The sequence below is a fragment of the Streptacidiphilus fuscans genome, assembly GCF_015690355.1.
Taxonomy (GTDB): domain Bacteria; phylum Actinomycetota; class Actinomycetes; order Streptomycetales; family Streptomycetaceae; genus Streptacidiphilus; species Streptacidiphilus fuscans.
The window spans coordinates 61,030-73,652 of sequence record NZ_JADPRT010000026.1 but is presented as its reverse complement, the minus strand read 5'-3'; the positions used below and the strand labels follow the sequence as shown (position 1 = coordinate 73,652).

The 12,623-nt window shown below is 74.3% G+C and carries 9 protein-coding genes; 7 read left to right on the top strand and 2 right to left on the bottom strand.

Features of this window, described 5'->3' with window-relative positions; translation table 11 throughout:
* Positions 1–95 precede the first annotated feature (95 nt).
* The gene (locus I2501_RS37910) at positions 96–4,751 is read right to left on the bottom strand and encodes an ATP-dependent helicase (RefSeq protein ID WP_196198647.1); all 4,656 of its coding nucleotides are present in this window, start codon (positions 4,749–4,751) and stop codon (positions 96–98) included.
* Between the two features lie 181 nt (positions 4,752–4,932).
* On the opposite strand from I2501_RS37910, the gene I2501_RS37905 reads away from it, so the two are divergent.
* From I2501_RS37905 to I2501_RS37890, 4 genes are all read left to right on the top strand, one after another.
* Entirely contained in the window at positions 4,933–6,516 is a 1,584-nt protein-coding gene (locus I2501_RS37905; RefSeq protein WP_196198646.1) for a S8 family peptidase, read from the top strand.
* Between the two features lie 138 nt (positions 6,517–6,654).
* Positions 6,655–7,491 (top strand): AraC family transcriptional regulator, encoded by an 837-nt coding sequence (locus I2501_RS37900; RefSeq protein WP_196198645.1) that lies wholly within the window; start codon positions 6,655–6,657, stop codon positions 7,489–7,491.
* A 141-nt stretch (positions 7,492–7,632) separates the two neighbouring features.
* Positions 7,633–8,358 (top strand): AzlC family ABC transporter permease, encoded by a 726-nt coding sequence (locus tag I2501_RS37895; RefSeq protein ID WP_328806889.1) that lies wholly within the window; start codon positions 7,633–7,635, stop codon positions 8,356–8,358.
* Entirely contained in the window at positions 8,355–8,666 is a 312-nt protein-coding gene (locus I2501_RS37890; RefSeq protein ID WP_196198643.1) for an AzlD domain-containing protein, read from the top strand. The genes I2501_RS37895 and I2501_RS37890 overlap by 4 nt, the downstream gene beginning before the upstream one ends.
* 25 nt (positions 8,667–8,691) lie before the next feature.
* Here I2501_RS37890 and I2501_RS37885 read toward each other — a convergent pair whose 3' ends face one another.
* The gene (locus tag I2501_RS37885; RefSeq protein ID WP_196198642.1) at positions 8,692–10,056 is read right to left on the bottom strand and encodes an MFS transporter; all 1,365 of its coding nucleotides are present in this window, start codon (positions 10,054–10,056) and stop codon (positions 8,692–8,694) included.
* A gap of 180 nt (positions 10,057–10,236) precedes the next feature.
* Between I2501_RS37885 and I2501_RS37880 the strand changes: the two genes are divergently transcribed.
* The 3 genes from I2501_RS37880 (at position 10,237) to I2501_RS37870 (ending at position 12,512) form a co-directional block, all read left to right on the top strand.
* The gene (locus I2501_RS37880) at positions 10,237–11,490 is read left to right on the top strand and encodes a PucR family transcriptional regulator (RefSeq protein ID WP_196198641.1); all 1,254 of its coding nucleotides are present in this window, start codon (positions 10,237–10,239) and stop codon (positions 11,488–11,490) included.
* 73 nt (positions 11,491–11,563) lie between these two features.
* Positions 11,564–11,758: a DUF3046 domain-containing protein gene (locus I2501_RS37875; protein WP_196198640.1), complete on the top strand. Its 195-nt coding sequence runs from the start codon at positions 11,564–11,566 to the stop codon at positions 11,756–11,758.
* Between the two features lie 163 nt (positions 11,759–11,921).
* Positions 11,922–12,512 (top strand): flavodoxin family protein, encoded by a 591-nt coding sequence (locus I2501_RS37870; RefSeq protein ID WP_196198639.1) that lies wholly within the window; start codon positions 11,922–11,924, stop codon positions 12,510–12,512.
* Positions 12,513–12,623: the final 111 nt, after the last annotated feature.

The following is a 12,623-nucleotide window of genomic DNA, read 5'->3' as shown; positions in this document are numbered from 1 at the left end:
TGCGGCTCCTCCCCCTGCCTTCGGCGGGGGGACCCCCAGCGTGGGCGCGAGTGACCACTGACGAGCGGATGCAGACTCCCTCGTCCGTGTGAGGTTCACCCTCTCAGGCGAAGTCCCCTGGGCGTCGGGACGAAACCCGCGTCCTCCAGGGTGCGGCTCAGCGCGGACGTCAGCGCGGGCTCGCCGTTGATCCGTTCCACGGTCAGGTCGCGGAGCGCGCCCTCCCGCACCGCGCGGGCCAGTGCCTCCGCCGCGTGCCGCAGTTGCTCAGGGCCCTGCGCCCAGGAGAGGAGCGACTTGCCGCCGCGTTCGACGTAGGCGACGAGCTCGCCGTCGACGAGGGCGACCAGCGCGCCCGCCTTGCGGCCGGGCTTGTGGGAGGAGGCCGCGCCGCCCGGTGGGTCCGGCCAGGACAGCGCCGCGCCGTACGCGTTGGCGGGGTCGGCGGCGGCGAGGACGACCGTCTCGGGCCGCTCGTCCGAAGCGGCCTCGGCTCGGCGTTCCAGTGCGGTGTTGACCGCGCGCAGGCGGTCGATTGCGCCGTCTCCGGCGAACTGGGCCGCGCCCAGGCCGTCGACGACGTAGCCGCGGCGTGTGCGGCCGGTGTCCTCGAAGGCGGACAGGACCCGGTAGATCCCGGCGAAGCCGCCCTGGACCCGCTCGGACTGCACCGCGCCGCGCGTCACGACGCCGTGCCGGTCGAGCAGGGTCTGCGCGAGCGCGTGGGCGCGCTGGGTGGGATCGGGCAGCGGCGCGGGCAGCACCGACCAGCGGCCTGCCGTCGTCGGGAGCGACGGGACGCGCGGGAGGGGGCGCGAGCCCCCGTAGCGGGCGCGTGGCGTGGCGCGGGGCGCGCGGTGGGCCGTCGCGCCCGGCGTGCGGCCGGAGCCGAGCAGCGCGCGCAGCGGAGCGAGCGTGTCATTGGTGACCCGCCCGGACCAAGCGAGCTCCCACAGCGCCGTGGCCAGCTCGCCCGGCGGCGTGTCCGTGCCCGGGAGCTGGCGGTCGACCTCCTCCGCGAGCTGCTTGAAGAACATCCCGTACCCCGGCGCCAACGCGGCCAGCACCGCGTAGTGCAGCGGCGTCAGCTCCAGCGGCAGCGGCTCGGGGAGCAGCAGCGGGGCCGCGTCCGCCGGATGGAGGGCGATCCAGCCGTCCTTGCCGGGCAGCGCCCCCGCGCCGGCCCAGAACACCTCACCCTGGGAGGTCAGCTCGTCCAGCATGGCCGGGCTGTAGTCGGCCACCCGGGAGGGCAGCACCAACCGCTCCAGCGCTGACGCCGGGACCGGCGCGCCCTGGAGCTGCTCGACGGCGCGCAGCAGGCCGTCGACGCCGCGCAGCCGGTTGCCGCCGCCGACGTGCTGCCATTGCGGCAGGAAGGTGGCCAGGGCGCGCGGCGGGACCGGCTCGACCTCGTGCCGGAGCGCGGCGAGCGAGCGGCGGCGCAGGCGGCGCAGGACTTCGGCGTCGCACCACTCGGTGCCGGAGCCGCCGGGGCGGAACTCGCCCTGGACCACGCGGCCCGTCGCGGCCAGCCGCTGCAGCGTGCCGACCACGACGGCCGGGCCCAGGCCGAGCCGGGTCGCCGCGTCGGCCGCGGTGAACGGGCCGTGGGTACGCGCGTGCCGGGCCAACAGGTCGGCCAGGGGGTCCTTGACCGGCTCGGTGAACGCCTCGGGGACGCCGACCGGCAGGGGGGTGCCGAGCGCGTCGCGCAGACGGCCCGCGTCCTCGATGGCGGCCCAGCGCTGCTCGCCCGCGATCCGCACCTCGATCACCCGCCGAGCGGCCTGCAGTTCGCGGACCCAGGGGCGTTCCGCGCCACGCAGCTCCAACTCGACATCGGTGAGCGGCCCGAGCAGGCGCAGGGCGTCGGCGACGCCCTCGACGTCCTTGATCCGGCGCTCGGGCGTCAGCCGCTGGAGCTCGGCCTCCAGCTCGGCGAGGACCGACTCGTCCAGCAGCTCGCGCAGCTCGGCCTGGCCCAGCAGCTCGGCCAGCAGCCGCGAATCCAGCGCCAGCGCGGAGGCGCGGCGCTCGGCCAGCGGCGAGTCGCCCTCGTAGAGGAACTGGGCGACGTAGCCGAAGAGCAGCGAGCGGGCGAACGGCGACGGCTCCGGGGTGGTCACCTCGACGATCCGGACCTTGCGGTTCTCCACATCGCGCATCAGCTCGACCAGGCCGGGCACGTCGAAGACGTCCTGGAGGCACTCGCGGACGGCCTCCAGCACGATCGGGAACGAGCCGAACTCGGAGGCCACCGAGAGCAGTTGCGCGGCCCGCTGGCGCTGCTGCCAGAGCGGTGTGCGGCGGCCTGGATTGCGGCGCGGCAGCAGCAGCGCGCGGGCCGCGCACTCGCGGAAGCGGGCGGCGAACAGGGCGGAGCCGCCGACCTGGTCGGTGACGGTCTGCTCGACTGTGGTCGGGTCGAAGACGACGGCGTCCGCGCCGATCGGGGCCTCGTCCGCGCCTGGCCCGGCGACCTTGGCCGGGGCGTCCGGATCGGGGAAGTCCAGCAGGTCGGCGTCGGGCAGCCGGAGCACGATGCCGTCGTCGGCGTGCATCACCTGCGCGTCGAGGCCGTGACGCTCCGCCAGCCGCTGGCCCAGCGCCAGCGCCCAGGGGGCGTGGACCTGCGCGCCGAAGGGGGAGTGGACGGCGATCCGCCAGTCGCCCAGCTCGTCGCGGAAGCGTTCGACGACGATGGTCCGGTCGTCGGGGAGATGGCCGGTGGCCTGGCGCTGTTCGGCGAGGTAGGAGAGCAGGTTGCCCGCCGCCCACGCGTCCAGGCCGGCCTCGGCCAGCCGGGCGGTGGCCTTCTCCGGCGGCAGTGCGCCGATCTCGCGCAGGAAGGCGCCGACGGCGCGGCCGAGCTCCAGCGGGCGGCCGAGCGCGTCGCCGTGCCAGAAGGGGAGCTTGCCCGGCACGCCGGGCGCGGGGGAGACGAGCACTTTGTCGTGGGTGATGTCCTCGATCCGCCACGAGCTGGTGCCCAGCGTGAAGACGTCGCCGACCCGCGACTCGTAGACCATCTCCTCGTCCAGCTCCCCGACCCGGCCGCCGCCCTTCTTGGGGTCCGATCCGGCCAGGAAGACGCCGAAGAGGCCGCGGTCCGGGATCGTGCCGCCGGAGGTGACCGCGAGGCGCTGCGCGCCGGGGCGGCCGGTGACCGTCCCTGTGACGCGGTCCCAGACGATGCGGGGACGCAGCTCGGCGAAGGCGTCGGAGGGGTAGCGCCCGGCGAGCATGTCGAGCACGCCCTCGTAGGCGGAGCGCGGCAGCGAGGCGAACGGCGCGGCCCGCTGGACCAGGGCGAACAGCTCGTCGACGTCCCACTCGTCCATGGCGGTGATCGCCACGAGCTGCTGGGCGAGGACGTCGAGCGGGTTGCGGGGGACGCGCAGCGCCTCGATCTTTCCCCCGCGCATGCGTTCGGTGACGACGGCGGACTGGACCAGGTCCCCCCGGTACTTGGGGAAGACCACGCCCGTCGAGACCGCGCCGACCTGGTGGCCCGCGCGGCCGACGCGCTGGAGCCCGGAGGCGACCGAGGGCGGCGACTCGACCTGCACGACCAGGTCGACCGCGCCCATGTCGATGCCCAGCTCCAGGCTGGAGGTGGCGACGACGGCCGGGAGACGGCCGGATTTCAGCTGCTCCTCGACCTCGGCGCGCTGCTCCTTGGAGACCGAGCCGTGGTGGGCACGCGCCAGGACAGGCGGCGCGGCCTTGTTGGCGCCCGCCTGGGCCATCGTCACGGCCGGGGCGTGGTCGGCGGGCAGGGCCTGGCCGGTGGCGCGCTCGACCGCGATCTCGTTCAGCCGGTTGCAGAGCCGCTCGGCCAGGCGGCGTGAGTTGGCGAAGACGATGGTGGAGCGGTGGTCCTGGACCAGGTCGGTGATCCGCTCCTCGACATGCGGCCAGATCGACGCGGCGCGCTCGGGGCCCTCCTCGGTGACGCCGGGGGCGGTGGCCGGGCCACGTCCGCCGCTGAGCTCGCCCAGGTCCTCGACGGGGACGACGACGGTGAGGTCGAAGGCCTTCTCGGACGGCGGCTGGACGATCGTCACCTTGCGGCCGGGACTGAGGAACCGGGCCACCTCCTCCGCCGGCCGGACCGTGGCGGAGAGCCCGATCCGGCGCGCGGGGGCGGGCAGCAGCTGGTCCAGCCGCTCCAGGGTGAGGGCGAGGTGGGCGCCGCGCTTCGTCCCGGCGACCGCGTGGACCTCGTCGAGGATCACCGTCTCCACACCCTTCAGCGCCTCCCGGGAGGCGGAGGTGAGCAGCAGGAAGAGCGACTCGGGCGTGGTGATCAGGATGTCCGGCGGATGCGTGGCGAAGCGCCGCCGGTCGGCCGCGGGTGTGTCGCCGGAGCGGATGGCGACCTCGATCTCCGGCTCGGGCAGTCCGAGCCGGGTGGCCTCCTGGCGCAGCCCGGTCAGCGGCGCGCGCAGGTTCCGCTCGACGTCGACGGCCAGGGCCTTGAGCGGTGAGACGTAGAGCACCCGGCAGCGGCGCTTGGCATCCGCGGGCGGAGGCGCGGACGCCAGCCCGTCCAGCGCGGAGAGGAAGGCGGCGAGCGTCTTGCCCGAACCCGTCGGCGCCACCACCAGCACGTCGCTCTCGGCGCCGATCGCCCGCCAGGCGCCCTCCTGCGCGGCGGTGGGCGCGGGGAAAGCGCCCTCGAACCAGGCCCGGGTGGGCGCGGCGAAGTTCGCCAGGGCGGATTCGGTGCGGTGCGCGCGTGCCATGCGCCCATCGTGCCGTGCCGGACTGACAAACCGGCCGCGCGCGTGCCCGGTACTCGCTCCGCGCCCGTGCTGCCCCGCATGGAGCACATCCGGAGGCATCGTTCAAAAGTGATCCATATCGTATGAATATCCCCGCCCGGGGCGTCCCCGTTGCGCGCCGGACCCGAACCGTGGAGGCCCGGTGGCGCGTGTCGCGAAAGGCCTACGGTCGGCGACGACGCGCTGCGCGGTGGTGCTCGCGCTGGTGACCTGCCTGCTCGGCGGCGCTGTTCCGTACGTCGGCGGGGCCGGTCGTCTCTACCTCGCCTACCTCGTCGTCGCGGACCGGGCGGACGCCGCCGGTGTGGCCGTCGCGGACCACGCGATCCGGGCCGAGCAGGGTGTTGTCGGCCAGGAGTACCCGCAGATCGGGGTCGTCCTCGCCTACGCCGCCGACGCGGACTTCGGGGCCGAGGTGCGGGCGCAGCCCGGGATCGCCGCTGCCGGGGCCAGCCGGACCGCCCCGGTGACCAGCCCGCTCGTCACCGGTTCCGCGACGGGCGCGGCTGCGCTGAAGGCGTTCTCCGCGTCCTCCGCGTCGTCAGCTCCGTCCGGGCGACCCGGGCCGTCCGAACGGGGTGCCTCCGCCGGGACGGGATCATCGCGGGCCTCGTCCGCGTCGGGACCGGTGGTGGCGGGGGACTCGGCGACGGTCGCGCACGCGGACGACATCCCGATGGCTCCCGACCCGCACGGGCAGCTGCAGTGGTTCCAGAACATGGTCGGGGAGAGCAGCCCGCTGCCCGCCTCCGACTCCACCGCGCTGCGCCATGTCGTCGTCGCCGTCCTCGACTCGGGCGTCGACGACACGCACCCTGACCTGCGGAGCTCCGTCGACCCCAGCCGGTCGGTGTCCTGCGCGACCGGCACCCCCGACACCCGTCCGGGCGCCTGGCGGCCGGACCCGGAGCTGGGCGAGAGCGGCCACGGCACCCATGTCAGCGGGATGATCGCCGCCGACCGGCCCGGCGACGGGGCCGTCGGCATCGCGCCCGGTGCGCGGATAGCCGCAGTCCGTCTGCTCGGCGACGCCGGTCAGTACTACGGTGAGAACCTGGTCTGCGGCTTCCTCTGGGCAGCCGATCACGGCGCGGCCGTGATCAACGACAGCTACTTCGCCGACCCGTGGAAGTACAACTGCCCCGAGAACCCCGACCAGGCGGCGATCACCGCGGCGGTCGGCCGGGCCGTCCGCTACGCCCAGGACAAGGGCGCGCTGGTCGTCGCCTCGGCGGGCAACGACGCCCAGGACCTGGCCGGCCCGCGGATCGACGACCGCAGCCCGAACGACCATGTCGACAGCGAGACGCCTCCGGTGCGGCATCTCGGCGCCGAGTGCATCCGGCTTCCCGGAGGACTGCCGGGTGTCCTCGACGTCACCGCGCTGGTGCAGGACGGCAGCCTCGCCGGGTACTCCAACTGGGGTGCCGGGCAGGTGGCGTTGGCCGCTCCGGGTGGCGACCCGGACGGCGGGATCCCGCAGGCGGTGGTCTCCGACTGGCCCGGCGGCCGGTACGCGGCGCTGGCCGGGACCTCGATGGCGGCGGCGAGCGTCAGCGGCGTCGCGGCGGTGGAGGCCGCCCGCCATCCGGACGTGCGTGGTGCGGCGTTGGGCCGCCTGCTGGAGCAGCAGACCATGCCTCTGGGCTGCGCGTCCCGGCAGCCGGGTACCAAGAGCTGCCCCGGTGGGCCCTACTACGGCTACGGCCTGGCCGACGTGCGCTGACCCTTCGCGCTGACCGGGTCTGCCGGGGAACAGCCGTGGGTGTCTCACGTGGCGATCGTGGCGCTGACCTCGTGCTTCTCCCGTGCCAGACTGGCCGGAGGGCCCGTCGAGGCAGGACGCGACAGCAACAGGGGTGCCATGGCCAAGGAGATCGCACACTACTGGCAGCACCCCGCGCTGCCCGGTGTCGACCTGCTGCGCGCCCACTACGTCCGCCACAGCTTCGGCAAGCACACCCACGACGGCTACGTGCTGGCGTCGGTCACCTCGGGGGTGGAGGCCTTCCACTACCGGGGCGAACTGGAGGTCGTCCCGGCCGGGAGCGTCGCGCTGGTCGAGCCGGACCGGGTGCACACCGGGCACGCCGGGGTGCCGGACGGCTGGAGCTACTCCGTGCTCTACCCCGGCATCGACCAGGTCGTGGAGGTCGCGGAGGAGGTCGGGGCGCTGCCCGGCGCGCCCGGGTTCGGGAACGCCGTCGTCCACGACGACGAGCTCTCGCGGCTGGTGCTGCAGACGCACCGGGCGGCCGAGCAGAACCAGGTGCTGGCGGCCAGCACCTTCCTCCGGCTCGCCCTGGGCGTCGCGGTGCGTCGGCACTCGTCCCAACTGCTCGGCCCGGGGCGGTCGGTGGACGGCAGGGGGACGGCGAGCGCGGCCAGGGACCTGCTGATGGCCCGGCTGGACGCGCCGCCGACGCTGGAGGAGCTGGCCGCGGCCGTCGACGCCCGTCCGTTCCCGCTGCTGCGTGCCTTCCGCGAGGCGTACGGGCTGCCGCCGCACGCCTGGCTCACTCAGCAGCGGGTCCGCACGGCCCAGGTCCTGCTGGGCGCGGGGACACCGCCCGCGGAGGTGGCCGTGACGGTCGGCTTCGTCGACCAGGCGCATCTGACCCGGCACTTCCGCCGGATCGTCGGGGTCCCGCCCGGCGCCTACGCGCGGGCGCGCAAGAACGTACAAGAAACGATCGATTGATCCGGTCAGCATGACCGTATGACCGCTTCAAGCCCGCCGCACGAACGCTCCGGAGAACGATCTCCCGCCGGGGACGAAGAAAACGACCACTCGACGGATCGATCTGTTCGACCGGATGGATCTGAGCGATCTGAGCGATCGATCGCTGGGCGTCCCGATCGGGCCGTGGTGCGGGACTCGCTCGCGGTCGGGCTGACCGTGGGCGTCTCCGGCGTGGCCTTCGGCGTGACCGGGACGGCCGCGCACCTGACGGTGTGGCAGACCTGCGCCCTGAGCCTGCTGGTCTTCACCGGTGCGTCGCAGTTCGCCCTGGTCGGCTCGCTGGTGGCCGGGGCGGCGCCGCTCGCGGCCGTGGTGGGCGCGCTCTTCCTCGGCGTGCGCAACTCCTTCTACGGGCTGCGGCTCGGCGCACGACTGGAACTACCGCGCTGGACACGCCCGTTCGCCGCGCAGACGGTCATCGACGAGACCGCTGCCGTCGCACTCGTCCAGCCGGACCGTCGTTCGGCGCGGATCGGCTTCACCGTCACCGGGGTCACCCTCTACCTGGTCTGGAACGCCACGACCCTGGCGGGCGCCGTGGGGGCGAACGCGCTGGGCGACACCTCCCGCTACGGATTGGACGTGGCCGGACCTGCGGTCTTCCTCGCGCTGTTGGCCCCTCGGCTGCGCGAGGGCGGCGAGGAGTGCGCGGTCGGGCTGCTCGGCGCGGTGCTGGCACTGGCGGCGGTTCCACTGCTGCCTGCGGGAGTTCCGGTGCTGGTGGCGCTGGCCGCGGTCCCGGCGGTCGCCTGGGCACGGGGCGCACGCGCCGGGCGACGGCGGGACGTGAACGGCGGGAAGAGCGAGAAGGAGGAGGGACGATGAACGCGACCTGGTGGGCGGTGCTCGGGACCGCCGCAGGCTGCTACGGCCTCAAGCTGCTCGGACTGTCCGTCCCCACGGGCCTGTTGGACCGGCCGACCGTCCGGCGTTTCGCCGCGCTCGCACCGGTCGCGCTGCTCGCCGCACTCACCGCGCTGCAGACGTTCAGCCAGGGCAGCCACGGCCTGACCGTGGACGCCCGGGCAGCAGGTCTGGCCGCCGCCGGCTTCGCCGCCTGGCGACGCGCGCCGTTCCTGGTCGTGGTGGTCACGGCGGTCCTGGTCACCGCGGGGGTCCGGGCGCTGGGCTGAAGTCCCGCCCGGCGGTGCGCCGGCGCTACTGCGGTCCGATGCCCAGACGCGCGGCGTCCCGCTCCGGGCGGACCAGCAGGGCGACCAGCACGCCCGACACGGCGACCATGGCCGCGGTGAGCAGATAACCGGTGCGGTAGCCGGAGACCAGGTGCACCCCTGTCGTCAACTGGCCCACCACCAGCGGCGCGAGCACGCCTGCCAGCGAGTAGACGAAGGCCAGCGCTCCGAGCACGACGCCGCGCTGCTGGGCCGGGGCGATCCGGGCACAGGCGGCCTGGGAGATCACCAGGATCACCACCGACAGCGTGCAGGGCCCGACCGTCAGCGCCACCTTCGCGGCATGCGAGCCGACGACGGCGAAGGCGGCCAGCGCGAGGCCCGCGACCACCGCCGCCCCGCCCGCCCAAGGGGCGAGCCGTGCGATGCTGCCACCCGCCCGCCGGGCGCGCTGCGCGGCGACGCCGAAGACCAGCAGGACCAGTGTCGAGGTGAGTCCCGCGCCCATGGTGACCAGCCCAGCCTGATCGGTTGTCATGCCGAGCACCGTGCGCAGGTAGTCCGCGCCCCAGGTCAGAGCCGACGTGGTCTGCCAGTAGGCGGCGAAGGCAGCCAGGGCGGAGGCGATCCAGGTCCCGGTCAGCAGGATCCGCCGCAGCGGGACATGCGGGACGGGCCGGGCGTGCGGGGCGGGCCGGACGTGCGGAACAGGAGAGATCTGCGGGGTCTCGGCGACCGCCGTGTCGCGGATCTGTTCCGGGCCCTCCTGCCCGAACCGGCACCAGAGCGCCGCCCAGAGCAAGCCCGCGATGCCCACCACGCCGAAGCCCCAGCGCCAGCCGGCGTGGGTGATCACGGCCGTCAGCACGGGCGCGGCGATCGCCACACCCGCCCCGGAACCGAGCGCCAGCACCGATGTGGGCAGGCTGCGGTCCCGGTCGGCGAACCAGGTGTAGAGGCTGTGGGTCGCCACCGGGAACGCGGGGCCTTCGGCGGCTCCGAGCAGGACCCGGGTGCCGACCAGGACGCCGAAGCCCGCGCCGCCGACCAGCATGGGCAGTTGCGCCGCCGACCACAGCACCGCCATCACCAGCAGCAGCCTGGTCGTGCTGACCCGTCGGGTGAGCGCCGAGACACCCAGCGCCGCCAGGCTGAACAGCGCGAAGAACGCGGCCGCGGCCTGTCCGTACTGGGCGTGGGTGATGTGCAGGTCGTGCATCATCGGCGTCGCGGCCAGACCGAGCACGGTCTTGTCCGCGAAGTTGATCAGCATGAAGGCCAGCAGCAACCAGGTCGCCCGCCACGCCCCCGAGCTCGCCGGGCCACCCGCCCTGCCGGTGCCCGGCGCGGCTGTCGGCTTGCCCGCCCCGCCCGAGGAGACAGTGGTCACGGGCGAACCTCCGGGAGAGCGACGGGACCAGGGCGGTGATTGCCGGGGCCGGTGATCCAGGAGTCTGCGCCGTGGCCACGGCCTGGGACAACGGAGCGCGTCACAACGGCAGTCGACGGATACTGTGATCCGTCACAGCCGCAGCCCCATGTGTGGGGCGAGCAGCGACGGGAGGTGCGGATGGAACGCGACCGGGAGCGGGACGCCGTCGCGGCTGCCGCCCTGTCGGAACGGGCCCGTGCCCTCGCGGCGCGTTGTGAGCCGCGCGTCAACGAGCTCGCGCGCCGGATCACCGGCGCGGACTTCGCCGTCCTCTCCGCGTACCGGGACCTGCCGGAGGACGTGAAGCACACCGAGATGGCCGCCACCGTCCGGCACGGCCTCCGGCTCTTCTTCACCGTCGTCCGAGAGGGGCGGGCCGGGCTGCCGGAGGAGTTCCGGCTCTTCCGGGAACGCGCCGCCCAGCGCGCGGAGGAGGGGATGCCGCTCCAACTGCTGCTCCGCATCCACCTGGTGAGCCAGCATGCGCTCTTCGCCGCACTGCGCGAGGAGGCCGGGCCGGGGGACGAGGCGGCCCTGGCGGAGCTCGCGGACCTGCTCCTCAGCACCCAGTCCCGGTTGATCGGCGTGGTCGCGGAGACGTACCTGGACGAGCAGTCGGCGCTGACGGCGGAGCGGCGGGAGGCGCGTCGCACCCTCGCCCGTGCGCTGCTGGCCGGATTCCCGGTGCTGCCCGGCCGGATCGAGGAGAACGGGCTGGCACGCGGAGCGCTGGTGGTGGCCTTCGCTACAGCTCCGTCCCGGGAGCCCTCGGCCGAGCGGCCGATCGCTCTGGGGCGGTGGACACGGCGTGTCCAGACCGTGCTGGAACGGGCCTTCGGGCCCGAGGTGTTGGCCGTCGTCGAGGCGGAGGGCGGCCGGGCACTCGTCCCGCGCGGGCAGGCTTCAGGCGCGCCGCCCGAAGGGGTGCCCGAGGGGTTGGGCGAGCGAATCGGTGAGGCCTGCGGGTCCGACGTGTGGGTGGCCGCTGCCGTCGCCGAGGATCCGGCGCGGATCGCCGCGGCCGGGCGGACCGCCGTCGAGGTGCTCCGCCTGGTCCGGGCGCTCGGCCGGAAGCCCGGTCACTACCGGCTCGACGACGTCCTGTTGGAGTACCACCTGTCCCGGGGCGACGAGAGCAGCTCCGCGCTGGCCGGACTGCTGGCCCCCTTGGCCGACCGTCCGGAGCTGCTCGACACGCTCCGGGTCTACCTCGACCTGCAGCAGGACCGGCGCGGCACGGCCCGCGAGCTCGGTCTGCATCCGAACACGGTCGACAACCGACTGGCCCGCGCCGGCGAGCTGACCGGCGTCGACGTCACCTCGCCGCGCGGCTACGCGGTGATGCTGACGGCGTTCACGCTGCACGAACTGCGTCCGACCGAGCCGGGCTGACCTTCCGGGCGGGCCCCGCTCGCGCCCGGGGCGGGCCCCGGGCGTCCCCCGGGCGGTGACGGATACTGGGCACATGCGTCTGACCGAGTTCTGGAAGAGGATGTACGCCCACTTCGGTGAGGCCTACGCGGAGAGCTTCGCGACCGACCACGTGATGAGCGGGCTCGGTGGCCGGACCGTCCGCGAGGCGCTGGACGCGGGCTGGGAGGCCAAGGACGTGTGGCGGGTCGTCTGCGCGTCGATGGGGGTGCCCGCGTCACGGCAGTAGTCCGCGACGCCGCGGAATATCGGGCCGTGAAGCCGGGGTTGCGGTCGGTGCAGGCGATCACGCATCGCTCGATCGCCGATCCGCACGGCCGCCCCCGACCGTCGCCCTGACAGCCCTGCGCTCAGCGGCGGGCGGGGACGCGCCCCGACCGACGGAGTCGTCCGTGTCCCGTTCGTTCCTCTTCCTTCTCGCCAGCGCCCGGCCGGACGGCAACACCGAGTTGCTCGCCCGCCGCGCGGCGGAGCAGCTGCCGGCCGGGACCGAGCGGCGTTGGCTGGACCTCGCCGAGCTGCGCCTGCCGGACTTCCGGGACACCCGGCACGACGACGCGGGCTGGCCGGAGCAGGAGCACGAGGAACTGCTGCGGCAGGCGACGCTGGCCGCGACGGACGTGGTGATCGTCTCGCCGCTGTACTGGTACTCGCTCTCCGCCTACGCCAAGCGCTACCTCGACTACTGGTCCCGGTGGTTGAGTACGCCGGAGCCCGGCTTCAAGGACCGGATGGCCGGTCGCACGCTGTGGGGCGTGACCGCGCTGGCCCACGCCGAGGAGGAGGTCGCCCAGCCGCTGGTGCTGTCCCTCAACCACAGTGCGGCGTACATGGGCATGCGCTTCGGCGGCGTCCTGCTCGGCAACGGCAGCCGTCCCGGGCAGGTGCTGGACGACGAGCGGGCGATGGTCCGCGCCAAGACCTTCTTCGCGCAGGAGGCGCCGTCGGCGCGCTTCCCCTACGAGACCGACGAGGAGGTCTGACGAGGAGGTCTGAGGCGAGGGCCCTGCCGGGTTTCTGCGTCGCGTGACCGAATCGTCGACCAGTCGTTCTAGAGAGCACGGAGGAGAACTCCGAGGACAACTCCGAAGACA

What these genes read in the sequence shown, in the direction of transcription:
- I2501_RS37910 (WP_196198647.1), bottom strand. Translation starts at nt 4,751, where the DNA reads ATGGCACGCGCGCACCGCACCGAATCCGCCCTGGCGAACTTCGCCGCG.
- I2501_RS37900 (WP_196198645.1), top strand. Translation starts at nt 6,655, where the DNA reads ATGGCCAAGGAGATCGCACACTACTGGCAGCACCCCGCGCTGCCCGGT.
- I2501_RS37890 (WP_196198643.1), top strand. Translation starts at nt 8,355, where the DNA reads ATGAACGCGACCTGGTGGGCGGTGCTCGGGACCGCCGCAGGCTGCTAC.
- I2501_RS37880 (WP_196198641.1), top strand. Translation starts at nt 10,237, where the DNA reads ATGGAACGCGACCGGGAGCGGGACGCCGTCGCGGCTGCCGCCCTGTCG.
- I2501_RS37875 (WP_196198640.1), top strand. Translation starts at nt 11,564, where the DNA reads ATGCGTCTGACCGAGTTCTGGAAGAGGATGTACGCCCACTTCGGTGAG.